Source organism: Flavobacterium aquicola (assembly GCF_003385115.1).
In the GTDB taxonomy this organism is placed as follows: domain Bacteria; phylum Bacteroidota; class Bacteroidia; order Flavobacteriales; family Flavobacteriaceae; genus Flavobacterium; species Flavobacterium aquicola.
The window spans coordinates 256,172-283,052 of record NZ_QUNI01000002.1 but is presented as its reverse complement, the minus strand read 5'-3'; the positions used below and the strand labels follow the sequence as shown (position 1 = coordinate 283,052).

The window sequence follows — 26,881 nt, the reverse complement described above, 5'->3', positions numbered from 1 at the left end:
ATGAGTTTAATAAATAGTAATCCGCAAATCGCTTCAAAGATTGATGATCTTTGGCAAAAATTTTGGAGCGGTGGTATATCAAATCCTTTAACAGCAATTGAGCAAATTACTTATTTGCTGTTCATGAAAAAAATTGATGATAATGATTTGGACAACATTGCAAATATCGAATATGGAATACCTTATGAATCAAAATTTGAAGGTATTTATGTATTACCACAAGATAGACCAAAAACAAATGCTTCTAAAGAAGAAATTACTGAAATTGAAAAAACAAAAGGCGTAGATAAGCATAGCTTACGTTGGAGTCAATTTAAGCGTATTGCACCTACAGAAAACATGCTTTCCTATGTACAACAATATGTTTTCCCTTTTATTAAAGAATTAGATAATGAGGATGCTTCATTTACTAAACACATGGCAAATGCTGTTTTCATTATCCCAAAACCTTCGCTTTTAAAAGAAGCTGTTGATACTATTGATGCCATTTTTTTAGAAATGGAAAAAGATGCCAACGAAAAAGGGCAAGATTTTCAAGATATTCAAGGTGATGTATATGAAATGCTACTAAGTGAAATTGCGGCGGCTGGTAAAAACGGACAATTTAGAACACCTAGACATATCATCAAATTATTGGTTGAATTAGTTGACCCACAATTAGGACATCGTATTGCTGACCCTGCTTGCGGTACAGGTGGATTCTTATTAGGAGCATATCAATACATGATTACGCAAATCGATAAAGAAAAAAATAAAAAAGAAGCGGATGAAGATGGTTTTATTCGTAGTAGCAGAAGTGCATTACTTACCGAAGATGTAAAGGAAATATTAGGAAAAAGTTTGCATGGTTACGACATTGACCAAACCATGGTAAGATTGGGTTTAATGAATTTAATGATGCATGGCATTGACAGCCCGCAAATAGATTACAAAGACACATTAAGTAAAAGCTATACCGAAAATGCTCAATATAAAATTGTATTAGCTAATCCTCCTTTTACGGGAAATATTGACAAAGGTGACATCAATGAAGAGCTATCATTGAAAACCACAAAAACAGAATTACTTTTTATTGAACGAATTTACAACATGCTTGAAATGGGTGGTACTGCAGGTATTGTTATACCTCAAGGTGTTCTATTTGGTACTGGCGGAGCTTTCGTTGAAGCAAGAAAATTGATGATTGAAAAGTCAGAATTAAAAGCAGTAATTACAGCACCAAGTGGGGTTTTTAAACCTTATGCTGGTGTAAGTACAGCTTTATTAATATTTACAAAAGGTGGTACAACAGAAAATGTTTGGTTCTACAATATGGAATCGGATGGTTATACTTTAGATGATAAACGAACTAAAAAGGAGGGATATGGTGACTTGCAAGATATAGTTCATCAATTTAAATCAAGAAATACAGAAATTGAGTATGATAGGAAAGGTAAATTTTTCTTTGTTCCTATAAAAAAAATTATTGAGGAAAATTTTGATTTAAGTTTCTCCAAGTATAGAGAAGATAATTTTGAAGAGATTATTTATGAAAAGCCAGCTATTATTTTAGATAAATTGATTGGAGAGAATGGCCTTGAAAAAGAAATTATTAGAGGATTAGAAGAGTTAAAAAGTCTGTTTTAATGGAAATTATAAAAAAAACAATTGGGGAAATAGAATCCCTCATAAAGACTGGCAAAACTCCTCCCTCAAAAGAAGAACGATATTATAATGGTAATATAAATTGGTATACACCAGGTGATTTAGACAAAGAGAAGTTTTTAGGAAAATCAAATCGCACAATTACCGAAGAAGCTCTAGCCGAAAACAAAGCGACAATTCTTCCAAAAAACACCGTAGTTATTGGTGCAATTGGAGATATAGGCAAATTAGGTATTACAACTATTGAATCATGCACAAATCAACAAATAACAGGTATTCGTACGAATGAGGAAGTATACTTTGAATATTTTTATTATTGGTTAAAAGCCAATAAGCATTTATTGCGAAGTAAAGCCAAGAATGCAATTCTTCCAATTCTCAACAACGAAAATATTAGGTCTATTAAAATTGAATTTCCAAAGGATATTGAAGACCAAAAACGCATTGCGAAAGTTCTTTCACAATGTGAATCATTAATTCAAAAACGGAAGCAAAGTATTGATTTATTGGATGAACTTTTGAAGTCAACATTCTCATCAATGTTTGGGAGATATGATGAAATTAAGCAGACGGACATTGATACATTGGGCAATAACATTTCATATTTAACCAGCGGTTCTCGTGGATGGGCTAAATACTATACCGAAAATGGAGCTAAATTTTTAAGAATTCAGAATGTGGGAAATGGAATTATTCGAACCGATAATTTGATTTATGTAAATCCACCCAAATCAGCAGAATCTGAGAGAACGAGAGTTCAACCAGGTGATTTGGTAATTTCTATAACAGCTGACTTAGGAAGAACATCTGTTATACCTGAAAACATTGGTGAGGCATATATTAACCAACACTTAGCATTAATCCGATTAAACAAAAACATTAATCCAGTATATGCCGCCTATTTTTATAACATGCCATTTGGAAATAATGCTATTCAACGTAAAAACAGATCGGCAGTTAAAGCTGGATTAAATTTTAATGATATTAGATCATTTCCAATTGTAATTCCTGAATTACCTCTTCAAAACAAATTTGTTCAAATTGTAGATAAAATTGAAGTAATAAAACAGGCCTTTAAATTAAGCCTTAAAGAACTCGAAAACTTATACGAAAGTATTAGCCAAAGAGCATTTAAAGGTGAACTAGATTTAAGCAAATTAAATATTTCAGATATGGAGGATTCAAAAAAAAATGACCTTGAAGAGGTGAAAGATGATATAACGGGAGGCAACGAAGGAACATTAAAAAACAAAGCTGAAATTATAGAGATTATAGAGAATAAAAAAGAAAATGATTCTTACATAAATGAAAACGGTCTTTTATATATTGAGAAATCAAAATCTTTAAGGTCAAAGATATATTCTCTGATAAAAGGTGGTGACATCAATGAAGTTGATTTTAGTGATGATTTAATGGAAATAAATAAAATTGGCGAACAATTTCATTCTGAAATCCAGGAATTCACACCTTGGCAAATTGATCAGCATAAATCTGTCGAAAGATATATTGCTCTTTTGCCAAAATTAATTTTAGATGAATATCCCTATATAAAATTATTCTCTAGTAATCAATTTGATTATAATTCAATGTCTTTAGACGAATATTACGGTATTCCAGAAGACATAATTATGCAATATGGCAGTATAGAAGATAAAACAACAGATCTTGTATTTTTCTTCAAGAAATATTTTTCAAATAAACTATTTACAATCGAAGATTTGGAAAAGAAATATAATCAAGTGGTTTATGACCGAGGAGATTGGTTTAAATATGAAGAAATGAAAGAATTTATATTTAAGGCAATAGATGGTGATGATGCTTTGTTAACCCAAACTTTTGAAGAAGTTGAAATTCTGGACATAGAATTAGGAAAACCTCAAACTATTAAGAAAATAATGCTAAAAGTGATTTAATGAAACTAATTCGTTTTAAAGTAAATACACCTGAAGGTTTCAGATCATTGCAAAATGGTTTTGAAATCTATTTCCTTAGAGATTTTGACTATCAGTTAGCTCATAATTTCAACCCCAATATTTTAGCTGGTAGAAATGGAAGTGGTAAGTCTAATGTTTTAGAAGCTTTGGCAAATATCTTTTATCATTTGGACTGCATGTTTAATGATTATTTACCTGATGGTTTTCTTCAAGATGATGAAAATCCAACAGGTTTTGATAATCGGTCTTGTGTTATAGATGCATTTGAATTGGAATATTTTATGGATATCCCAATTGAACTGATGGATAAGGCAATTAATGAACTGCCCGAAATTCCAATCAACCAAATTAAGGCCAAGATTAGCATTACAAAAAAAGTTGGCCAAATACCCGTTTTTAAATGGTTAAACCGAAATGAGTATTCTAATAAAATAGAACTCCTTGGTAAAAAGGAAATTCAGTTACTATTACCAAAATATATATTGGGTTATTCGTCAGGCGAAAATGAATTATTGAGTCTTCCTTTTTTCAAAACTCGTTTTCTGCATTTTGATGAATATGCAGATAAGCTTACACATGAAGAGCCTTTTGGATTTCCGCCCAAGTCCGAAGGTAGATTAGTATATCTAGATAAGGATTATAGTCAAGCTATTTTACTCTGTAATCTTTTAATGCAAGATAAAAAAATGTTAATTCCTTTCAATGAAGAGGTTGAACTCGAAGACTTAGACGAATTCAGATTGATTATTTGTCTGGATAAGTATCTCGATTTACATAATGATATTTTGCGCGATAGAAAACTTATATCTGATGAAATTTATAGTAGAAGAAACAATCAAATTTTACTAACGCATAATCTTAGGGACAGTATTGAGATTTTAAAGAAGTGTGCCACCTCTTTTGAGATTCAAAGCAATGAAGAATTATTTAGTGAAGACAAAAGAGAATATTTGATTCTTGATTATAAAGTAACACAAGCTACAAAAGATGCTTTTGGATTTTATTTTACAAAAGATGGAAAAAAGGATCCGTTGCAATTATTTCAACTATTTCAAATCTTATTGGAACTCAATGCTTACGTTGTATCAGATGAGGATAAAAAAAGGGTATATCAATCGAAAAATATTTTCATCAACCATGATATCTATCCAAACCCATTAGAAGAGGATCGAATCATTAGGTTTAAAAACCTTTGGATAAAGAAAAAGGGACTTTCTAAACCTTTATTCACTAAAGAACTTTCTGATGGTGAACATCAGTTTTTACATGCATTAGGACTTAGTTTGCTGTTCAAAAATGAAAGTTGTTTGTTCTTGCTAGATGAACCAGAGACACACTTTAATCCTAATTGGAAAGCCAAGTTCATTTCTAGTATTCGTAATTGTTTTGCGATAGAAGAGTCAGCTAATATGAGAGAAATGTTAATTACTACACATTCGCCATACTTGGTTTCTGATAGTGAATCAAAGTATGTCCATGTGTTTGTAAAAGATGATGAAACAAAAGAAGTAACATGTAGTTTTCCTGAGTTTCAGACATTGGGAACCTCTGTTAATAAAATCACATTAAGAATATTTAATAAGCCAGATACAATCGGTACTTATGCAAATGATAAAATTGAAAAACTGAGAAAAGAATTCGATGAATCAACAGATAAACAAGTATTTCTTTGTAAAGTCCGGAAAGAAATTGGTGAATCTGTAGAAAGTATGTTATTTATTAATGAAATTATTGATCAAATCGAAAGCAAATAATGATATTTACTTATCAATATATAAAACACGACATCGAAAAACTCCAAGAATATCTTGACTTCCTGTTTTATGATGTTTGGTTGGTAGCAGAAGATGATTTTGATATCGAAAAATTAAATGGAAATCAAGAATTAAAAGATATTTATGAAGATCTTGGTAATGTAGATTATGATCCTACCAGTGCGGTTAAAAATCAGAAAGGAAAATCTGCTTATTTTTTTAATAGTTCGATAGAAAACATTTTCAGTGAGTTTGCAAAAATTAAAGACGATAGATTCAAACTAGATTTAATTGATTTTTACTCTTCAAATAATAATATCTCTTTACTGTGTGCCGATAAAACAAAAAATCCAATTTGCTATGACGAAATAAAGAATAAATATCCTGATTTAGCAAATGCTTTAAAGAGTTTTTATTCTAAACTGTATGGAAATGAGTCTCCTTTTAATTTAGAAATATTTGGTAAATTAAATGACAAATTGATAATATCTCATTACAATGATTTTATAGAATTAAATGATGATGGTATTTGTCCTTTTTGTGGCATATATCCAATTGATGGAAATTATGTTTCTACTCGGGAAGCTTATGATCATTATCTCCCTAAAGCTATTTATCCTTTTAGTGCGATCAATTTCAAAAATTTATCTCCTATGTGCTATAAGTGTAATTCTGGTAACAAAAGCACTAATGACCCGATTGAACATATAAAAGGAAGACAATTGGCATTTTTTCCGTATTCAACTAATCATCCTGAAATTGAAATTAACTTTGATTTAGTTTCGCCGAAAATAAATGAAAAAATAGTACCATCGGACTATAAATTAACTATAAGTTGTAATACTAACCCTGAAGAACTTGAATCTTGGAAAAGAATATTTAAAATTGAAACAAAATATAAAGTGGATGGTACTATAGATTATTATGGCAGATATGATGAATTGATTTGTAATAAACATGAAGCCAAAGAATGGTACAAGGATATATATGATGACTTTGAAAATGCTAGATCAATAAGTGATATTAAAGATGCTGAAAAATATTATGATAAAGTAATACGAGCAACAACTCATAATTATAAGTCAGTTAAGAATACAATTAAAAGGAAATTTTTAGAAGAATGCAAAAACAAAGAACTATTTAAATCGAAAGAAGAATGAGCCAAATTTTTTACAGAATGCAAATGAAAGCAGGTTCAGAAGGTGAAACTATAACTGACGAAGTGCTTTCTCAAAATAAAATTACATCTGACATTGAATATGCTGGAGAACGCTTTTTGGATCTAAAATCTGGCTCTATTATATTAGTTCACAAGGGGTCTATACCAGTTGCATTAGTAAAAATATTAGATAGAATTCCAAATAATCAAATTAAACAACCTTCTTTTGGAATTGATTATTCAGTTCAAATTATAAGTAATTACAATACTGCTGTAAAAGCTTTTCCAGACTTAAATGAACTATATCAAAACATGCCTTTTCAAGGTACTTTTGCCCAAGTGGAAAAGGGAAACTCTACATTCAAGAGAATTAATAAATGGTATCAATTAGTTAAAAAAGAAAAGGAAATGCAAGACAAAATAGACTTACTCGAATATAAAAAACAAATCATTCTTCAAGGTCCTCCTGGAACGGGTAAAACAAGATTAGCCAAGTTAATAGCGGAAGAAATGACTAAAGCTTCCGTAATTACAAATTCAATTCAATTAATTGATAATTTTTTGAAAAACTTTGACACTAAAAGTGAAGAAGTCTTAAAAGCACGAAGTCGACATGGAGAACTTTTAAATGAGTTCAAATCTAAATTTCCTATTGCAAATCTCAAGGATATATCTAAAGAAAGCTATTGTATAGGAACAGGATCAAATGACAGTTTTTGTTGGTGGATTGAAAGAGGATTGATTTCTTTAGGTTATTATTTCCCTGGTAGTGCAAGGTCTTATCTTATTTATTGGAGCAAAATCAAAAATGAATACAGTAAACATGGCTTGGCCTCAAATATTGAAAATGATGATGAAGCTACTAAAAGAATAGTACAACTAATAGCTGACCTACTTGAAGATAAAAACATAAAATTAGCAACCACCTTCCTAGGAACTAGCTTTTTACTAAAAATTCTGCATAGTTATTATCCTGAAAAATATTTTCCTGTTAATAGCATACCTTGTCTTGAAAATATTTTAAAATTATTTGGTGAAAATTATTCTTCATTGGATGCTTTTGAGAAAAATTTAAAAGTACAAGAATTATTTAATGAAAGAAAAAAAGCTTTAGGTTCGGATGTCACAAATATTGAATTTATGCAATTCTTATTTGGAAACTTTGACTTAAAGGGAAAAATTGAGATTGAAATCAAGACCAATCAAATTATTTCAAGAGGAGAATACAAAATAATTCAATTTCATCCATCATATAGCTATGAGGATTTTGTAAGAGGAATATCAGCTAAAACAAATTCAGATAATAAGGTATTCTACAAAGTTGAAGATAGAATTTTGATGGAATTTGCAAAAGAAGCTTTTGATAATTCCAAAAGTAAGTATGTATTGATTCTTGATGAAATCAACAGAGCCAACTTGCCTTCGGTACTTGGTGAATTGATATATGCATTAGAATACAGGTATAATCATGAAAAAAACAATCTTAAAGAAGCTTCAGTTGAAAGTTTGTATGATACATCAGAAGACGATCAAGAACCTAATAGGACTTTACTACTTCCAAACAATCTTTATATCATTGGTACAATGAATACTTCAGATAGAAGCGTAGGTCATATTGATTATGCAATAAGAAGGCGTTTCGCCTTTGTAGATGTGTTACCTGATATTGAACCTATAAGACCTGCTGGTTTAAATAAATTCAAAGATGTTTGTGAATTATTTATTGAAGAATATGATACTGTGGATTGGAAGAATCCAAAATTTAAGGCATCAAAGCATTTATCTCCAGAATTTAAACCTGAAGATGTTATGATTGGACATAGCTATTTTATCACAAAAGAAAAAGACGAAGCAGGCAATCCGCTAGACGAAATAAAACAAATAAGGCTAAAATTGAAATATGAAATTGTTCCAATTTTAAAAGAATATGTCAAAGATGGCATCTTAAAGCAATCAAAAGAGATAGAAACATTGATAAGTAGTTTATAATGATTATCATTAAGGAACAATATGGTTATAAAAACCCGAAATCAATTGAATATGATTTATCGGCTTTTACTACTATTGAGTCTCATAAAAAATTATTCAAGCAGAAAAAAAGTGATGGTTGTTGCTATGAAATAACAAAAAATAGTAAAGGATTAAATATTGAAGCTTCTTATTTTGTTGGTGTAGATTGGTTTGTTGAGAATGAATTACCAATATACATTCAACCTAAATTAAACAAAGATAAATCAGAAGTCAATTATGTTAGAATGCTTTTTGATGCTTTACAAGAACCTGAAAATTTCAATCATTTAGAGTATTTATGTGAAATTAATTTTGATAAACCTTGTATTAAAATTGACCAAACTCAGGATTTATTATCACCACTTCTAGTGATACAGTACCTGCAATTATTGAAAAGGATAGTTCAAAAAGGACTGAAAAAATCATACTATCCAGTGGTTAAAAATTTAAACGGTAGGATTAAAGGAAAAATATTAGTGAATGCTACTATCAAAAATAATCATGCTAAAAACAAAATGCTTTACAGTTATTGCAAGTATGATGAATTTGGAATAAACACCATTGAAAATAAGGTTTTAAAGAAAGCACTTTTGTTCTCTCAAAAAGCTATACAAAACATAAAGGGAATTAATCCCGAACAATTACAGGATTTATTCAATTATATCCAGTCAGCCTTTCATTCAGTAGATGAGAAAGTAGAAATTGAAGAACTAAAAACAATAAAACCAAACCCATTATATAAAGAATACCAACAAGCCTTAAAATTGGCAAAGTTTATACTAAAGCGATACGGTTATACCATATCAACAGTACATCCAATTGAAGTACAAACACCTCCCTTTTGGATTGATATGAGTAAATTATTTGAATTGTACGTATTTGCCAAATTAAAAGAACTATTTCCATTTAAAGATGAAGTTGAATACCATTTAAAAACAAACCGCCAAGAAATTGATTTTATAATTAATACTAAGGATAAAAAGTATCAAATGGTGGTAGATGCGAAATACAAACCTCAATACAAAGATGGAAATATTAGTAAAGAGGATATTCGCCAAGTAAGCGGTTACGCTAGGATGAAATCCATTTACAAAGAGTTAGAAATGGAAGATAAACATAATGAAGTTATTGATTGCCTAATAATCTTTTCCGATCAAAAATCAGAAAGAAAAGATTTTGTAAAAGATAATTTTGAATATGTACCCGTGAATAATTATGTGAAGTTTTATAAAATAGGTATAGAATTGCCAATTGTACAAAATAATAAAAAATGAATAGATTAATAATCTGCCGGTTTAAATTTAACTAACTAAGTTTTATAGTTTTGAAATATACTGGAAAGTTTTTCCTTATTAGTTGTCAATTCATTTAGACTCTATAAAATATGATAGCAATTAAATTTTAAAAAATAGAAAAGCGTGTAAAATTTAAAAAAATGAGCGATTATTAACGTTAAATAGTTCATATATTTGTTTTTACTACTATATATAAATGAATTATCTATGATTTTAAAAATACCTAAATTATACACTGAAGAAAAAATAGGTCAAGGTCCAAAGAAAAATATAATAATTTATTTAATTAGTAATGAAAATGAACTTCACCTTAAAATTGTTACTACTGATGAGATTAAAATAGTAGCAGCAGACAATTCAAATAATCATTATTGCATTACATCAAATAAAAACGACGTTGACGACAATTGCGAATATGTACTATTGGCAAAGAAATTCACAAGTAATGATGTGCAAAATTCTTTAATTGCAGTAACACATTGGCTCAAGCACCCTCAAAAAAACAATCATTCTGTCTATAGTATAACTAATTCTTGGAAAAATACATTTAATTTTAAGGAAGAAGATCCTATTGAAGGTAATATAGGTTTACGGAATCCTCAAATTGGTGCTATTCATTCAATTTTAGGACATCTAACAAATGCAAATGATATAGCAACTGTTGTACTACCAACTGGAACTGGAAAAACAGAAACAATGATGTCCATTTTAGTGGCAAATAGATGTGAAAAATTATTAGTAACAGTTCCATCTGATCCATTGCGAAATCAATTAGCTAATAAATTTTCAAATTTTGGTTTACTAAAACAGTTAGATAAAAATGGAAAAAGTATTTTGGATCAAACTGCTAAGTATCCTAAAGTAGGGATATTGCAAACCGGATTTAAAACGGTTGAAGAACTAGAAACTTTTTTTGATCAATGTAATGTCATAATTTCTACTATGGATTTAGTAGCGGGTAGACCATTTGAACAATTAGAAAAATAACTGAATTGTGTTCACATCTTTTTGTTGATGAAGCTCACCATTCAAAGGCTAAAAATTGGAATAAATTTATACAATCGTTCGACAAAAAAAAAGTAGTACAATTTACTGCCACGCCTTACAGAAATGATGGACAGATATTAGATGGAAAAATAATTTATAATTTTTCATTAAAAGAAGCACAAGAGCAAGGATATTTTAAAGAGATTAATTTTATCCCTATACGTGAATATGATGAAAAAAGTTCAGATATAAGAATAGCCCAAGTAGCCGTTCAAAAATTAAGAGAAGATCTTGCAAATGGTTATGAACATATTTTAATGGCAAGATGTAAAGATAAATATAGAGCAACCGAAGTTTTTAAAATATATAGTGAACATACTGATTTGTCTCCAATACTAATTCATTCATCAATTTTAGGAAAGACAAATGTAAAACAAGCCATTGTAAATAAGGAACATAAAATTATTGTTTGTGTAGATATGCTGGGAGAAGGTTTTGATTTACCAGAACTAAAAATAGCGGCATTCCACGATGTTAGAAAAAGCTTACCCATCACTTTGCAATTTGCAGGAAGATTTACACGAACAAGTAGAGATGCAGTATTAGGAAATGCTAGTTTTATTGCAAATTTATATCAACCTGATATTAATGAAGAGTTAAGTTTACTTTATGCAAAAGAATCTAACTGGAATTCTATTTTGCCAACATTAAGTTTACAGGCTACCCAACAACAGGTAGAGTTGCAGGAATTTTTATCGGGATTTAATCATTTAGAAGAATCTATAATTCCTTTTCAAGATATTCGTCCGGCTTTTAGTGCAGTAGTCTATAAAAACAAAACAAACAACTGGTTTCCTAGTAATTTTAAAAAAGGCATAAAAGGATATGATAACTATGAGCATAAATTTTCTGCAATAAATAGTGAAAAACAAACACTTATAATTTTATTAGGTAGTAGAAAGAATGTGGATTGGGGAAGTTTTAATGACGTATATAATATTGAATGGGATATTTATATAGCTTATTGGGAGCAAAAAAACAATTTGCTTTTCATTAATTCTTCTGAAAAAGGAAGCCAATACCAAGAATTGGCAAATGCAATTATAGGAAACGAAAAAGAGGCAGTTTTAATTAAAGATGAGAATGTTTTCAAATCATTTCACAAAATAGATAGAGTTAAATTATTTAATTTTGGATTAAGAAAAGGCTTAGGAAAAGATATCAGCTTTCAATCATATTATGGTAAAGGTGTACAAGAAGGCCTATCATTAGCAGAAGAAAAATCAGGAATCAGTAATAATGTATTTGGTATTGGGTTCGAAAATGGAGAAATGACTTCTATAGGTTGCTCAAGAAAAGGTCGAGTTTGGTCATATTCAAGGGGGACTGTAAATGAATTTCTAAAATGGTGTGATAATGTTGGAGAAAAATTATCAAATGATGCCATAGATTCAAATATTTTATTTAAAAATTCAATAAAGCCTATAAAATGTTCAACAAGGCCTCCAAATATATACCCTATTTCTGCCGATTGGCATCATTCTATATATAAGCAAATAGAAACAAAAATTATTTTTAAAGTAGGTAGGAATGAGTTTGATTTATCAAGTTCAGAAATTAACATTCTAAATCCTGATACAAATGGAGAGTTGTATTTTTCTTTTGATACAGAAGTAGAGCAAATAAAATTTAAATTAAACTTATCAAAACAATTAATTAATGATAGTTTAGAATATAATTTTGAAATAGTTAAAACCTCATCAAATGATGCAACAGTTAAAATAGGTACAAAGCTTCATACCATTACAGAATTTTTCAATGAATTTCCACCAAAATTATGGTTCCATGATGGCTCCTTTTTACAAGGCAATGATTATGTTAAATTTAATGAGGACATTTTAGATTATCCAAGAGAAGATATAATCGCTTGGAATTGGAGAGGGGTGTCAATAGGAAATGAATCCGAAGGTTTTGGAACTATAAAAGAAGATTCTATACAATATCATTGTATTCAAAAATTATCTACGGGTAATTATGATATAATTTACAATGACGATAATAGCGGAGAAATAGCCGACATAATTACTATTAAAAATCTCGAAAATGAAATAAATGTAGAATTGTATCATTTAAAATATGCTATCGGAGGTAAAATATCAAATGAAATTAAAAATTTTTATGAGGTTTGTGGACAAGCACAAAAGTCCTTAGTGTGGAAATATAGAGAAGGACACGAATTATTTAATCACTTAATAAAAAGAGAAATAAAAAAAATACAGAAAGGTCAAACACGATTAAAAAAAGGTAGTATTGATGATTTAGAAAGTTTGTTAAATATTGCCAAGTGGACTAAACCAATTGCATATGATATTTTCATAGTACAACCTGGTTTTTCAAAAGTTAATGTCTCTGCGCCCATTCTGAATTTATTAGGATGTACACTAAATCATCTTAAAAAAGAGGGAGGTATTAATCTTAAAGTAATTTCAAGTGAATAGTTTTTTTAAATAAAAGCAAAGAATTTTTTATTTACATACCAGGTAGTAAAACCTTGATTTTTTTCTTTATTTGTTTATTCATCACCGTTTCACTGGTAAATCCAACTAAAACGTACTTTAAAAAATCATCTTTCTGATTATAAGTAAGTTAAATAAAAAATATAAGTATGAATACTTGTATTTTTTAAATCTTTTAGCTACTTTCACTAAATCAATTAAATTACACCCAAATTTTCAAAAAATTTATTAAACAGTTATTAAAATTAAATCTATATACTTTTAATTAACAACTAATTACTAAAATTTATGAAATTTATCTTTACAATTAATCGTGCACTTATTATTGCTTTAGTATCTCTTACAACTGGTTTATTTTCTCAGACAAAAGAAAGTACTACATTAGAAGAAATAGACCCCAGACAATATCTTACAGTTTTGTATCAAAAAACTACATCTCAAGGAAAGTTTGATACTATTTGGAATTGGGAAAGTAATAAAATTATTCCAAATCAAAAATTTAATTACATAGATGTTAATGGCGAAATAAAAATAGATTTCGCAAAAACAGCACTTATTTCAAACAAAGATTTTGAAGGTACAATTTCATTAGAAGCTGAAATATCAGGAGAAAATGGCACCAGAAAAATTGAAGTAAATCCATATTCAGAAATTGGTGTAGAAAGAATTCCAATAGGAATTAAATCAGAACCTCCATTTGAAATAGCAAAGAAATTATTGAATATGTTCTTAGAACTCAAAGATACAGATTATAGCTTTATTGAGTATTATGGCAGTTTTACTAAGGATGATATTACACGTAAAAAGATTATTGAAGAAAAAAATAATGACTTTAAAAAATTAGTTGATTCAAAAAATCCTAATATTCGTGATGTTGTTGCTGCCGCCCTAGAAATCGAAAATTATAGATATAATGATTTTTACAGTTCCTCTGTTAAGGTCAGCAAAAATAAATTAGACGATCCAGGTCTTACAGTTAAGGAAATAAAAAATAAAGTTGAAACAATGCTGCAAGCCTATAATGAACAATATAATGAGGACAGAGCCATTTATATTAATACATTTAAAAGATCATATAATTACGCCTCTACTGAAGTGAGTATTGTTTTAGATTACTTGAATTCGTTTGAATCAGGAGGAGAGGATGCAACGAAGGCATTTCTGTCCCTAATAAATAAGGATTTAGTAGGATATAATGCTCTTAAAAAAACTCTTATTGATGCTCAAAAAAAATTATCAAATGTGCAATTAAAATATGAAGACAATGATCCAGCATTGGAATTAGCATTATTAAATAATGCTGAATTAATTACAGAAACATATAAGTCACTATTTGAACTTTCTAAATTTAAAGGATCTCCATTTGAAAAAATTCTCATGGCTACTACAATTGAAAAAAACAATTCTTTTGATGAAACTAAATTTACTATTGAACTTCAAAAAAGAGAAGAAGAAAGAAAATTTAATTATATTTTTATAGAAAATAATATACAGGAACTTTCAGAAAAATTATCAGTTGCTGCTGGGAAAATAATATATAAAAAGCTTGTTTATGCCACCATAGATTTGGGAAAAAGCGGTGCAAAATCAAATGAAGTTTTAAATCTGTATGTAACTTGGATTCTTGATGCTAAAAAAGACAAGATGCAAAATTCCCCAAGATTGCCAATTGGAAAATATTATATTCGAGAGACAGGCTGGAAAACTGAAATTACGGATATGTTTGCTTTAATAAAAAGGCAACATGAATCAGATGTTGATCAATCAACCGTTTCACCAAGTAACTTCAAAGGCTCTGGCGGAGTAGTATTGATGTGGACATATAACAAAGAAGACAGAGGAATTGAAAAAACAATAAATAAAGAAACAGGCTACGTCACACTTACTAAAAAAAGAAAGTTTGTCAATTTCTTGGAACCATCGATTGGATTAAATGTTTCATATTTAGATTTCAGTACTGCTAAAGATGTGGAAATTGGAACTGGACTTCAAGTCGGTTTATTTAAAAATAAAATTTTTTTCGGTTATGGCGTAAACCTTCATATGATCTCACCAAAAGATCAATCGCCTACTTATTTATATGTTGGCTTTAGTTTTGCGAAACTTTCTGATTTATTTAAAAATAGCGGTAAGATTGTGGCCAACTAAAAATTGGCCATAATAAATCCATCATTTTTTCCTAGGTAATCTCAATTTTAACAAATCAGCTGTGGACCCTTTAAATGTTTTTTTTACAAAACACGGTTTCCTACAGCAATAAGATTTATATAAAAAAAACCACTTCTTTGCCATAGGCCCTTGTAATCAAAAAATTCCTGGCATATTTGTTCGCGAAAAAATTTAGTAAAAATCTATATTTAATTAACTTAAACGTTCCAAATGAAAAACGACTTGTCAGAAGCCACTATCCGGGATTACCTTGCTGGACAATTGGATTTTATTGAAAGCGGACTGACACTGCTGGAAAAAGAGCATTTTCTTCCAAACGTATCGGGCTCAAACGGATTCGTGGATATATTGGCGAAAGACCGCTTTAATAATTTCGTGGTAATTGAAATAAAACGAAGCCAGCAGGCTTCAAGACAGACTCTTCAGGAACTTTTTAAATATATTTCACTTCTCAAACAGAATTATCATGCTCGGGACAGCGAAATCCGCTGCATTATTGTCTCTACCCACTGGAGCGAGCTCTTACTGCCATTTTCCGAATGCCATCACCAGACTACCCTCGATATTAAAGGAATAAAATTAACCACTGACAATAGCTTTCGTCCTATCGCCAAAGAGATCATCGTACCCCTGAAAATCACCCAGCTCACAGGACAATTCAGCCCGGTTTACTGGTTGGACCTTTTCTCTTCGCCCGATAAGAGGGACGTTGCTGTCGCTATTATTCAAGAGCAGTGCAAAGCATTTGGTCTTGAAAATTTCGTGGTTGTATCCATGGATGCTAATCTCGAAAAAGACGGTATAATGTATATGTATGCAACATGTTTTGCATTTCAATCGCAATCAATTCCTAAATACTTAGAGCTTTTACAAGGAAATGAGGACCTTGACATGGAGGCAGAAGAATTTGAATCACTCGAGGAATATCGGGATTATCTGGAAAATATAATACAATGTGCTGTATTAAAAGAAGACTATGCCGATAGCGGGGAAATAGGATACCCATCAAAATTTGAAGCAGAACTGGCTCAGACCAACTGGACAATTAGCCATATTAGCAAATTTGGAATTTACGCTGATGATCCGCGTTCTTCTGATGAACAATTAATCAGTGAACTTAAAGGCCTTGATGGAAATAATCAGATCAAGTATTTTAATATATGTGAATCCACACACAAAGACCGCCTGACAGAAATCAAGGAGAAATGTCAAACGGCAACGCTTAACAATACTGACTGGCAAAAACATATCCAGCATATCTTTGAACACTTGCAGAACCTGAATTCACCATTCCGGATCATAATACACATATATTCGCCACAATCTGTTTTTGACAGCATCGTCAGAACTGCTTTAGGCCTACCGGATGATTACCTTCCGATGTACTTGATTTGTGCAGACTTATTGGAAAAAGAGGAGCTTCTTGTTTTTAATGGACAGTTGGCATGGAATGGAAAAGATCCTGTAAGTAAAGATATAGTCAGCTTTTTCAGAAATGAAAAGAACGTCTTAATGACTAAATTTATTGACTGTACCCTTGGCTACCACGATTCTGCGATTTTGAAATTATTCCAATTAAGTTATAGTCACAGTGTTAAACACTTTAAAAAAGGGTTTTTCGATGAAGAATATTCATTTACCTTTAAGAACGCTAAAATAAAAAAGCAAGTCACAAAAAATTTAAACCTTGCTCATTGGATTGACAGCAACAATGAGTTAGTTGATTTTTTGGTTGCCTATTCTAAAAGCGAGATAGGTGTTTACCGATAACTATAAGTTATTGAATGTACAAACAAAAACTAGAGACTGAGAAAGGAAAAAATCTTAACTTTTACTCAATTTGTGTTTGCATACAAAGAGTTTTTAATATTTAAAATGCTCAGAACAAAACGTGAATTTTGTAAAAAAAATCATTAAATTTAACTTTTATTTTTTTATTTTTTACAAAATAAAAGTTTCGTTTTACCATTTAACAAATTCTAATTGGATAGCTTTAACTTATACATAGAAGCAAAAGATCAATATGAGAAATTAGTCCCTGAAAAAAATGATGGATTAATTATTTTATCGCTTTATGGGAAATATAAGGAAAATGATTTTACCGAAGAAAATATAGTTTCCATCATCAATAAGGTTTTTAAGGACCAGGGCAATGAATCTGTCCGTACAGAGCATAACAGGAACAATAATGTTATATTAAGGCTTCAGGAATCTTTTCTTTGGCGTAACGAGACCAAAAGAACCTATCAATTCAAAAAATACGGCCTTGAATTCTGCCAGAGCCTTGAAAAACGTCTTATTGCCAAATATAATCCGGCCAAAATAAAGAGGTTTTTTATTGAGCTTTTCAACAGCCTGACAACCGCTGTAGAATCAGGAACGGACTTTAATCTGTGGGTTGAAGACCACTTTGATATCAGAATGCCCTCGCTCTCTTCCCAAATCGAAATATTGGATCAGCAGGTCAACGAATCGGTGAGCGACTTTAAACTCATTGTAAAGTCTCACAGCAGCGAAATTCAGGTGATTTTAAAAGAAATTGAAATGGGATTGGACATTATCAAGGAACAGGCCTCCGAACTAAGAAATGCTTTTCAGATATCATACGATATCGACGAAATCCTTACAGCTGTTCTTGAAAAAAATACAGCGGGCGTCTATGTCGAAAATATAAAAAAGGTCCAGGATTTTCACGACAGCTCCAGAAACCAGCTCGAGCAGGTCAGTAAAAGAATCGAAAAGATTAAGCCAAGAATCAGGGAATTTATATATGATTTTAACAAAAAAGACTTTGATCGAAAGACCAACAAGTTCCTCACCCATATACTAGAACATTCGTCAGTCAAAAAGCGGATGGGCAACAAATACATCCAATTTCCTGATGGCATCCCTGATTTTAAGCTCAGAGACTCAGAATATGTTACCCGCCTTACATTAATCCCCATCAGGGAAATAAGTCCAAAGGCTCCCATCACTATCTCTAAAAGAGAAATTAATGTGTCCAAAAGAAAAGATTTAGTCGATAAGACGGCCAAGTGGAAGTATGAGAAAGAGCGTGTAAAATATTGGACAGAACTTGCTTTTTTTCAGCTCGAGCAGAACAGCATCTTAGAGTTCACTCCTTTTTTCTTTAAAATTCTGGATACTGAAAAATTATCCATTGCAGTAAAAACGGCACATAACACCCTTAGAAGAAGTGCTGGACTAAAAAACAAATACAGTATAACCATCAATAAAGAAGTATCTTATACAGGTCAAAATAAAGGTATATCAATATGGCAGATGACAATTCAGAAAAAATAGAAAAGTATAATTTCCTTTTTGAAAGAAAGGCGCAGTTAGTCTTCGCCAAATTGGACTATTCTTTAAAAAACGGAATGCACATCCAAAGGGAATATCCCCTGATGCCTGAACTTTACCGCTTTTTAAGCGAAAACTATTTATCGTTAAAACACTACTATAGAGATTTTTTTAACCTTAACCTCTGCAAGGAAGGAGGTGAGTTTAACCAATACTACTTCCTTGACGTAAACGAGATTGGAAGAAGCAGTATCCCTGCCGATAATAAGGATTACCTGAAAACCGAGCATGTTATAATCGGCATGTTATTTCTAAAGATGTTCAGGATGGACGGCAATATTGAACTGGACAGTATTACAGAATTTACCTCCCTGCTTTATGAAGAATATGAAGAAGAAAAGAACGCGCTGCGAAAACTAGTAAATGATAATTCTTCTGATAAGAGCTCAGACTTAAATGACCAGCGGTTTGAGGATACGATAAAAAAGGCATTTTACAAGTTTGGTGAACTGGGTTGGCTGATGTGGGATAACGAGGATAGTAAGAATAAATTCAAAATAATGCCTTCTTTTGAAAGACTCCGTGCAGCCTACCAACCACAGATAGAAACAATAGACATCCTGTTAAAAGAAATGAAAGATGTATAATAATTTCCCTAGAATATACAGTTTATCCACCATTGGTATTAAGCAGCATTTTAATGCCGACTACCTTTTCCATCCCTATCGTACAGATTTCAGCGGAGAAAGCGGTAGTGGGAAAAGCATGGTCGCCGATATCATACAGTTGATCCTGATCGGCTCAAGTGAATTTAAATCTGCAACTGATGGAAATAAACAGCGCGATGTCAAAGGGATGCTGCTGGATTTGAAGGGTAAAGCATCGTCCAGAGGTTACGTCTTTATAAATATCGAGATCCGTAATAAAAACTTCATTACCATTGGTGCCTATATTGAGAGTACAAGCAATGCCGCAGAAATGTTTATCATACAAAATGGCTACGACTGGGACGATCTCTACCCTATGAGCAGTCCAATACTGACTGAAGATCTGATCATTGACCAGAAGATAGATACTGTTGGGAATCTCTGCGATAAATTTGAAAAAGCCCGGATGAAGGTATTTAGCAGAAAAAAATACCACAATATTCTCTATTCCAACAATATACTGTCCCTAGACTTAACCAAAGATGAAACACTTAGGACTTATGCCAGTATATTAAGATCCTTTTCCAGGGGAAAAGGTTTTAAAGTTGAATCTGAAAGTATTAAGAAATTTCTTTTTGGCGACGAAGAACAAAACAGTATCATACAGAGGTATACCGAAGAGGTCAATAATATTAATAATGATTTTCACGAACACAAGAGGTTCCAGGAGGAAATCCAGCTCATTAACGAGAAGGAAAACCTTTTGAAAGCCGTTGTGGAAAAAAGTAAAACTTTCAAAACACTTTACAGCAGCTATCTGGTCAAAAGGTTTAACTATTGGACGACAGTAAAAAACAAAGCAGAAATCCAGCTGGGTATTTCGTCAGGGAAGCTGGCCAAAAATCAGGCGGGACACCTCTATATTGAAAATAATCTTCTGTCCTTGCGCCTAAATGACCTGATGCAGCTTTTGAATAACAAGAAAAAGATTGATAGCAGGATCACACACCCTGAGCAAACTGTTAGTGAGATAAAAAGCAATTATAAAGAAATTGAAAAATCCAAAGAACAGGTTGAAACAGTAGAGAAATGGCTTTCTGCAAATGATAATGAAATTGAGCAGGTCAAAAAATGGTTTAGGGACCAAAAACAAAATGACCTGGATAAATCAAATGTGCTTAACTTCATAAATTACCTTGAAGAAAACGGCCTTCTGGAAAGTTTTGAAGATACGCCTTGGTTTGAAGATTTTGACAATGAAGAACAAAAATTTCAGACAGAAATAATCAGTCTGGAAAACAAAATAGCAGATCTTGAATCCTTATCTAAATTTTCAGATACTGCCAATCCTGAATCACTCTTGAAATGGGCTTTGGAGAACCTTTTATTTCCAATATCCCATTCAGTTGAAAGCGTACTGATCTACTTTCAAAAGATGGATAGGAATATGCCCGCACCAGAACCTGAAAGCAGGTACCTGCCTTTTCCGCATGAGCTCTTCGAAAACCTCGACATTAAAGATGCCACTGAACACGGATTCTGGCTTAATTTTGACGGTATATTCGAATATATAGAATATTCCAAGACACAGGTCCTCAATACTGCAGATCCTGATACCATCACGCCCACCCTGTCAAAGCTGAAGGGAGGTATTGAATCTGAACTGAAAACACTGTTACAGCAGAAGAACCAAAAGCTCAAATACAAAGAGCTCTTGTTTAAGTTCACTAATCCTAAAGATCACATCCTGCTTTATAAAAAGAAAGACAGCCTGATCAGCTTCAGCGTAGATGAAAGTATTGATATTACAGAGAATAAGTTTGAGCAGTCCATTGCCTTGTACTTGGATAAAGCCAGTATTCTTAAGCAACATGATTCCCTTCATGAGCAGTACCAGGATATTTTAAAACAGGAAAACTCTTTTGAAGAGCAGAAATCGGCAATTGAAAAACTTGAAAAGGAACTCTTTATAGGAAGGGGAAATATCACAACTGAAACCGTAGAAAATGAAATTGAAACCGGCAGGGAATCATTGGCAGAAAAACAACAGCAATTGCAGGATCTTCTGCTACAGGCCGGATTAAAGAAGGCCGATTTGGAAGGGAAATATGCCGATAAGACTAGAGATGGGAGCAAGGTAGTTCTATTGGAACTAAAGTACAGCCTAGATCTCGAAATCATGAAGCTTGGGAAAGAAATTGACCAAAAGAATAATTTTATCGATGTCGCAAAACGTGAATTGGAAAATACAGAAGAACTGAACAGCGAAATATTCCAGTCCAGAATTGACTTTGAACCAGATACTCACGAATTATTAAACCCTGACGAGGGCGGGAATAATTCCCTTAAAAATAAGGCTGAAACAGCTAAGATATCGTACTATGAGAAACTAAAGTCAATTATTGAAAAAATGGACGGCTATCAAATTGATGAATCTATTTCTATGGGAAAACTGGCCAGTGTGATGCTCCCGACCGTCTTTCAAAGCTCTGCCGTCGATGAAGAGCTCATCGACTCCAACATCGCAGAAAGACTTAATAAACTTGCACTTAATATTCAGGAAATAGGATCTAGAAAAATTGAGATTTTAAGCAGTATATTTAATGAGGTATACAAGACCTATTCAGCACATCTGACAAAAGTCCATGATATAGACGATTACCTTAAGAAAAAGAATAAAGTAATTACTGGTGGAAACCGAGCAGCACTTACTGCCAATAAATCAATACATTACCCGGAAAGCTGGCTAGGGACTTTTCGCAAGCAGCTTGCAAACCAACTGGTTAATACAGGCCTGTTCAGCGAGCTTAGAGAAGAAATTGATATTGATAAAATGATGATAAAAGCCTTCCAAAAAATTGGGGGCAGTCCAAAAGTCGAGCCTCAGGATCTTATGAACCCAAAATCATATTTCGATTTGGAATTTGAGTTGAAGCTTGAGAATGGAGAAGCAAACTCAGGAAGCAACGGACAGACATATACAGCAAATGCTTTACTATGCCTTGCCCGCCTTTCATTGATTGAAGAAAAAAACAAAAAAGGCCTGAAGATTATGTCGATTGATGAAGCGGAAGGGCTGGGAAGCAATTACGACATGCTGCATGAACTCGCTAAAAAAGAAAATTATCAGATCATCACCATGGCAATTGAAACTGCAGGAGACATTAAAGCAGGAGATCAGTATATTTATATCATGAATGAAAATAATCTCGCTGACATGGAGAGTTATGTTCCTCCCCTTGGTATATTTTCTGAAGAAATTGTAGAAGACATTAGTGACTATATAAATTCAATGCCAGACGATGAATAAAAAAATAACATGGAAAGAACTTAAAGCTTTAGATGACATCTATCACTTAAAAAAGACTAAGGCTGTTATCCAGGGACATCCTTATATCAGCTACCTCTTAAATGACAAGGGAATTCTTGATTTAAAGAGAGACAACATAAAGGTAATCATTTCAGCTAAAGGGTTTGAGGAATTCTACGAGAGAGAATTTAAAATGCAGTATGATGAGGCTAAATTTTTTTTAGAAAGTAACGGTATTGAAGCCAATGCCAAAAATAGCTTTACTCTGGAAGAAGTAAAAACATTGATGCTAATCGAAGAAAATAAAGCCGAACTGAAAAGTAAACCGACCAATATTGAGGATTTTTCCAACGAGTTTTTTGACATCTCAAAATACTTAAAAAATAAGATAGGGCTGAGAAATGCTGTTTTTAAGATTTTAGATATCACTCAATTTCCTTTAGACAAAAAGGAAAACCAATGGAGGATTGTCGTTGACAGGCAGAATCCCGATGCAGTTATAATTTGTGAAAACAAGTCTTTCTTAAAACAGCCCTGGATTGCTAAAAACACCAATGTAAAATTATGGTACGTTGGCGGTAATAATATCAAAGTACTTGACGACATTGATGAGTTTGAATTGCCTAAACCCTTCTATTATTGCTGTGACTGGGATTTGGCAGGTTTAGAAATTTACGAGAGGATAAAAAGGAAACTAAAGCTCAGAAACAAGGATATAATACTTCTATATCCAAATCTACCCCATAAAAAGATAAGCACCTACATTGCTTATCATGACAGTCACTGGAATTTAAACAAGAAATTATCAGGACTACAGATTGAAAATTTCAATAAAAAGGAATTACTACTGATTCAGGATCTCATCAAGAATGAACAATGGATTGAAGAAGAATCATTTGATCTAATCACAATGTTAAGATCGCAATTAGAAGGGAGATAACAGTTTTTCTGTCGAAAAAGCAGTGCAATTATTCTTCCATTCCCCGTTACCGCCTTAAATGTTTAAAATTATTTGTCATTGTTTGTCTTAAAAAAGCGTATATTTGTTTTAGAATTAATTAAGAATTATAACGTAAAATTAAGCTGATTTAAACCAGTCTAGAACTTTCAATATTTATAAAAATGGCGAAAATTTTCATGGCAGAATCATGGCGCAATAGTCAAAAAAATATTAGAAATGCAGTATAAAAGCGGGATGCGAGAATTTTGTTCGAATCCCTCTTTCTCCGCTGAAAAAATCCCAAAGGGAAACAAAACCTCGAAAATCTTATGAATTTCGGGGTTTTTTCTTTTAAAGCCTATCCAGAAAATTCATTCTTTATTAAACTAAAAGGTTCAAAATCGAGACCCCAATAATTTACGAAAATTGGGTCTCGCTAAATTGAAAAGCAATTACTTAACTGCTAGTGTAAATTAATAGCGGAGATACCAGTTCAATTGCTCATTCAAAATTTGAACATCTTGTTTAGTGGCAAACCTTACAATAAATTATTGTATAATTTAAAGGTTACCAAAATGAAAGAAAAAATCACCTTGCATTTTTATGCAAAATCGACCAAAGCCAATTCAAAGGGACTTCTCCCCATTTATGTACGGATAACAATTAATGGAAAAAGATTTGAGTATAGTACGAAAAAATTCATTGATTCTTGCAAATGGTCGGCAGAATTAAGCAAAATGAAAGGCAGTTCAGAAGAAGCCCGTTCAATAAATAGTTTACTTGATTTTACTAGAAATCGAATTAATGAGGTACATTTTGAACTCTTGAAAGATTCCGTTAGCATAAATATTGAAGAATTTAAAAATAGGCTATTAGGAGTTAAAGAAAGATCAATAATGCTGATTCCAGTCTTCGTTGAGCACAATCGTAAGATTAAAGAATTGATAGGTTTGGAATATGCAGCAGGAACACATGAACGTTATGAGACTTCACTAAAACACACCAAAAGCTTTCTTTCATGGAAATATAATATAAGTGACATAGCCATCGAAAAGATAGATCATGCCTTTGTAACCGAATATGAATTCTATTTACGTAGCGAGCGTAAATGTGCCAATAATACGGCTGTGAAATACGTCAAGAACTTTCACAAGATCATCAACCAGTGTTTGGCTAATGGATGGCTTAGTAAAGATCCATTTGCTAACTACAAATCCAAAGTCAAGGAAGTTATTCGGGAATTTCTAACCGAAAAAGAAATCGAAGACATTATCAATAAAGAATTCGTTTCTGTACGTCTGGAACTTGTTCGCGATATATTTATTTTTAGCTGTTTTACAGGTTTAGCCTATATCGATGTCCAACAATTGATGTCCAACAATGTAGCATTAGGTATCGACGGCGACAAATGGATTTTTAAAAATCGTCAAAAAACGGACATTGCTTCAAAAATTCCATTGTTGCCGGTGGCGCAGGAAATCATTAACAAATACGAGAACCATCCGATTTGCAAAAATGAAAACCGCCTGCTTCCTATTTTGTCCAACCAAAAAATGAATGCCTATTTAAAAGAAATAGCAGACGTTTGCGGTATCAAAAAGGATTTAACCTTTCATATTGCCCGACATACTTTTGCGACGACGGTAACTCTGTCTAATGGCGTTCCGATAGAAACGGTAAGCAAGATGCTGGGGCATATTAATTTGAAAACAACACAGCACTATGCCAAAGTTTTGGATAGAAAAGTTAGTGAGGATATGAAAATATTGAAAGATAAAATGAACTTTTCAGTATGGGAGTTAAAAGCTCAAAACGAGTGACTTTTTATTGTCATTAAGCAGGATTGTTAAGGTTTGGGTTTTATGGTCTGATCCTTTTATAAAATTATTAAATTTGTAGGACTTAAATTATTTTTGTGAAGTTCTTTAGTTAAAAATTCAGATCATAAGAAGTATTCTATTTTTTATCAATTTGCAGTAAATTTACTTTACACTTTTTTTACTTCAAAAGAATATTTAAAACAATATATTATGCTGTCAAAAATAAAATACTTATTGCCAGAATATCGTTTTTATTTTTTCAGTATTACATCGTTATTAGCTCTCTTGGTTTATAACCACAGTGAAACATTAGCTTTAGAAAAAGAACTTATTCGAATAGAAAAAGAACTCCATGAGAATCAAATTATTCATAAAAGAAGACAAAAGGCATTTGGTGAAAAAGCAGAACGCCAACGGGTAGAAGTTGAACGTATACTAAACGAGATTAAGTCGCAAAAATAGAACATGAAATAGACTTTTTTAATGCAAGTTTCAGTTCAGGTTTTGTTTGATTAATGGCGTAGGAATGAAAGCATAATAATGAAACGCAATTTTATTACCCGTCAGTTTTAATTCTGCTATTATTTTTCGGGTATGTTAAATTCCAATTTTACCGTCTGCCCAATAAGGCTTTGTGTAAATATTTCTGCTTTGTATACCTTTTTCTTTTAATGCTTTTCGAAAATTCTGAATTGATTTTGCATTGCCCATCAAATAAAAATATCCATCCTTCCACAAGTCCCAGCACTTGGTTTCCATTTTATGCAGCGCTTCAATAGCAAATTCTGCTTTGTTCGGCGATTTGGCTACAATATCTACAACAACACCAATCTCGTTGGGAACTTTCATGGCAGTTTCGTCAAGTTCTAAAATACCTAAATAATTATTGTCGTCCTTATTTATTTCGTCTTTCAAACTTTTGAAAACACTCAGGCAGGTTTCATCACCAAAAAAGAAATGGTATTTGGCTTTTTGGTTATAAATATTAAATCCTCTTGGCAGGCCAACCGTTAGCTGGTCGTTAGGTTTCAAATTTTCGATAAATTTACTGCCTGGTCCATTGTTATGGATATGAAAAACCACTTCAAATGTGCCTAACTCACTATTCCATTTGCTTGGCGTATAATTTCGATATTTCGTGTCATCTATTCTGATAATTATTGCTTGTCCGATTTTGAAATTTACTTGTGGAAAAACACTCTTAAACATAATAGTTTTTATACTTCGGCTTGTCATTTTTGTTGAAACAACCGTTGCTTTACAAATTTTACTGCTAAACGTTTTCTCAATAAAGGCAAGTTCCATAAAGTCGCCTATAAATTTTGGTACTGATGGCATAATCTTTCTGCATTTAATTTTTTACAAAATTGATGCAATAGCACACATTGATAGTTGA

The 26,881-nt window shown here is 31.8% G+C and carries 17 protein-coding genes; 16 read left to right on the top strand and 1 reads right to left on the bottom strand.

The features are described from left to right. The 16 genes from C8P67_RS03745 to C8P67_RS03675 all read left to right on the top strand — a co-directional run bounded on the left by C8P67_RS03745 (nucleotide 1) and on the right by C8P67_RS03675 (nucleotide 25,947). The gene (locus C8P67_RS03745) at nucleotides 1-1,626 is read left to right on the top strand and encodes a class I SAM-dependent DNA methyltransferase (protein WP_115810545.1); all 1,626 of its coding nucleotides are present in this window, start codon (nucleotides 1-3) and stop codon (nucleotides 1,624-1,626) included. Beyond that, nucleotides 1,626-3,557, top strand: coding sequence for a restriction endonuclease subunit S (locus C8P67_RS03740; RefSeq protein ID WP_115810543.1), 1,932 nt, complete (start codon nucleotides 1,626-1,628; stop codon nucleotides 3,555-3,557). The genes C8P67_RS03745 and C8P67_RS03740 overlap by 1 nt, the downstream gene beginning before the upstream one ends. Continuing rightward, nucleotides 3,557-5,332: a restriction system-associated AAA family ATPase gene (locus tag C8P67_RS03735; protein ID WP_115810541.1), complete on the top strand. Its 1,776-nt coding sequence runs from the start codon at nucleotides 3,557-3,559 to the stop codon at nucleotides 5,330-5,332. Before C8P67_RS03740 ends, C8P67_RS03735 begins: the two co-directional genes overlap by 1 nt. Then, complete coding sequence (locus C8P67_RS03730) at nucleotides 5,332-6,492, top strand: hypothetical protein (protein WP_115810539.1); 1,161 nt, start codon at nucleotides 5,332-5,334, stop codon at nucleotides 6,490-6,492. Before C8P67_RS03735 ends, C8P67_RS03730 begins: the two co-directional genes overlap by 1 nt. Beyond that, complete coding sequence (locus tag C8P67_RS03725; protein WP_115810537.1) at nucleotides 6,489-8,480, top strand: AAA family ATPase; 1,992 nt, start codon at nucleotides 6,489-6,491, stop codon at nucleotides 8,478-8,480. The genes C8P67_RS03730 and C8P67_RS03725 overlap by 4 nt, the downstream gene beginning before the upstream one ends. Continuing rightward, entirely contained in the window at nucleotides 8,480-9,775 is a 1,296-nt protein-coding gene (locus C8P67_RS03720; RefSeq protein WP_115810535.1) for a 5-methylcytosine restriction system specificity protein McrC, read from the top strand. Before C8P67_RS03725 ends, C8P67_RS03720 begins: the two co-directional genes overlap by 1 nt. Before the next feature lie 228 nt (nucleotides 9,776-10,003). Beyond that, nucleotides 10,004-10,783 (top strand): DEAD/DEAH box helicase family protein, encoded by a 780-nt coding sequence (locus tag C8P67_RS22320; protein WP_245980368.1) that lies wholly within the window; start codon nucleotides 10,004-10,006, stop codon nucleotides 10,781-10,783. Between the two features lie 5 nt (nucleotides 10,784-10,788). Continuing rightward, nucleotides 10,789-13,281: a DEAD/DEAH box helicase gene (locus C8P67_RS03715; RefSeq protein ID WP_245980367.1), complete on the top strand. Its 2,493-nt coding sequence runs from the start codon at nucleotides 10,789-10,791 to the stop codon at nucleotides 13,279-13,281. Between the two features lie 306 nt (nucleotides 13,282-13,587). Then, complete coding sequence (locus tag C8P67_RS03710; RefSeq protein WP_115810533.1) at nucleotides 13,588-15,447, top strand: hypothetical protein; 1,860 nt, start codon at nucleotides 13,588-13,590, stop codon at nucleotides 15,445-15,447. A 231-nt stretch (nucleotides 15,448-15,678) separates the two neighbouring features. Next, nucleotides 15,679-17,238: an endonuclease NucS domain-containing protein gene (locus tag C8P67_RS03705; RefSeq protein WP_115810531.1), complete on the top strand. Its 1,560-nt coding sequence runs from the start codon at nucleotides 15,679-15,681 to the stop codon at nucleotides 17,236-17,238. 213 nt (nucleotides 17,239-17,451) lie between these two features. Beyond that, complete coding sequence (locus C8P67_RS03700; RefSeq protein WP_115810529.1) at nucleotides 17,452-18,771, top strand: hypothetical protein; 1,320 nt, start codon at nucleotides 17,452-17,454, stop codon at nucleotides 18,769-18,771. Beyond that, nucleotides 18,744-19,415, top strand: coding sequence for a condensin complex protein MksE (locus C8P67_RS03695; protein ID WP_115810527.1), 672 nt, complete (start codon nucleotides 18,744-18,746; stop codon nucleotides 19,413-19,415). Before C8P67_RS03700 ends, C8P67_RS03695 begins: the two co-directional genes overlap by 28 nt. Continuing rightward, nucleotides 19,408-22,725, top strand: coding sequence for a hypothetical protein (locus tag C8P67_RS03690; RefSeq protein ID WP_115810525.1), 3,318 nt, complete (start codon nucleotides 19,408-19,410; stop codon nucleotides 22,723-22,725). Before C8P67_RS03695 ends, C8P67_RS03690 begins: the two co-directional genes overlap by 8 nt. After that, on the top strand, nucleotides 22,718-23,665 hold the full coding sequence (locus C8P67_RS03685; protein WP_115810523.1) for a hypothetical protein: 948 nt from the start codon (nucleotides 22,718-22,720) through the stop codon (nucleotides 23,663-23,665). The genes C8P67_RS03690 and C8P67_RS03685 overlap by 8 nt, the downstream gene beginning before the upstream one ends. 575 nt (nucleotides 23,666-24,240) lie before the next feature. Next, nucleotides 24,241-25,485: a site-specific integrase gene (locus C8P67_RS03680; RefSeq protein ID WP_115811041.1), complete on the top strand. Its 1,245-nt coding sequence runs from the start codon at nucleotides 24,241-24,243 to the stop codon at nucleotides 25,483-25,485. 210 nt (nucleotides 25,486-25,695) lie between these two features. Next, nucleotides 25,696-25,947: a hypothetical protein gene (locus C8P67_RS03675; protein WP_115810521.1), complete on the top strand. Its 252-nt coding sequence runs from the start codon at nucleotides 25,696-25,698 to the stop codon at nucleotides 25,945-25,947. Between the two features lie 135 nt (nucleotides 25,948-26,082). Here the strand turns inward: C8P67_RS03675 and C8P67_RS03670 are convergent, their stop codons facing one another. After that, nucleotides 26,083-26,823: a siderophore-interacting protein gene (locus tag C8P67_RS03670; RefSeq protein ID WP_115810519.1), complete on the bottom strand. Its 741-nt coding sequence runs from the start codon at nucleotides 26,821-26,823 to the stop codon at nucleotides 26,083-26,085. Between the last annotated feature and the right edge of the window lie 58 nt (nucleotides 26,824-26,881).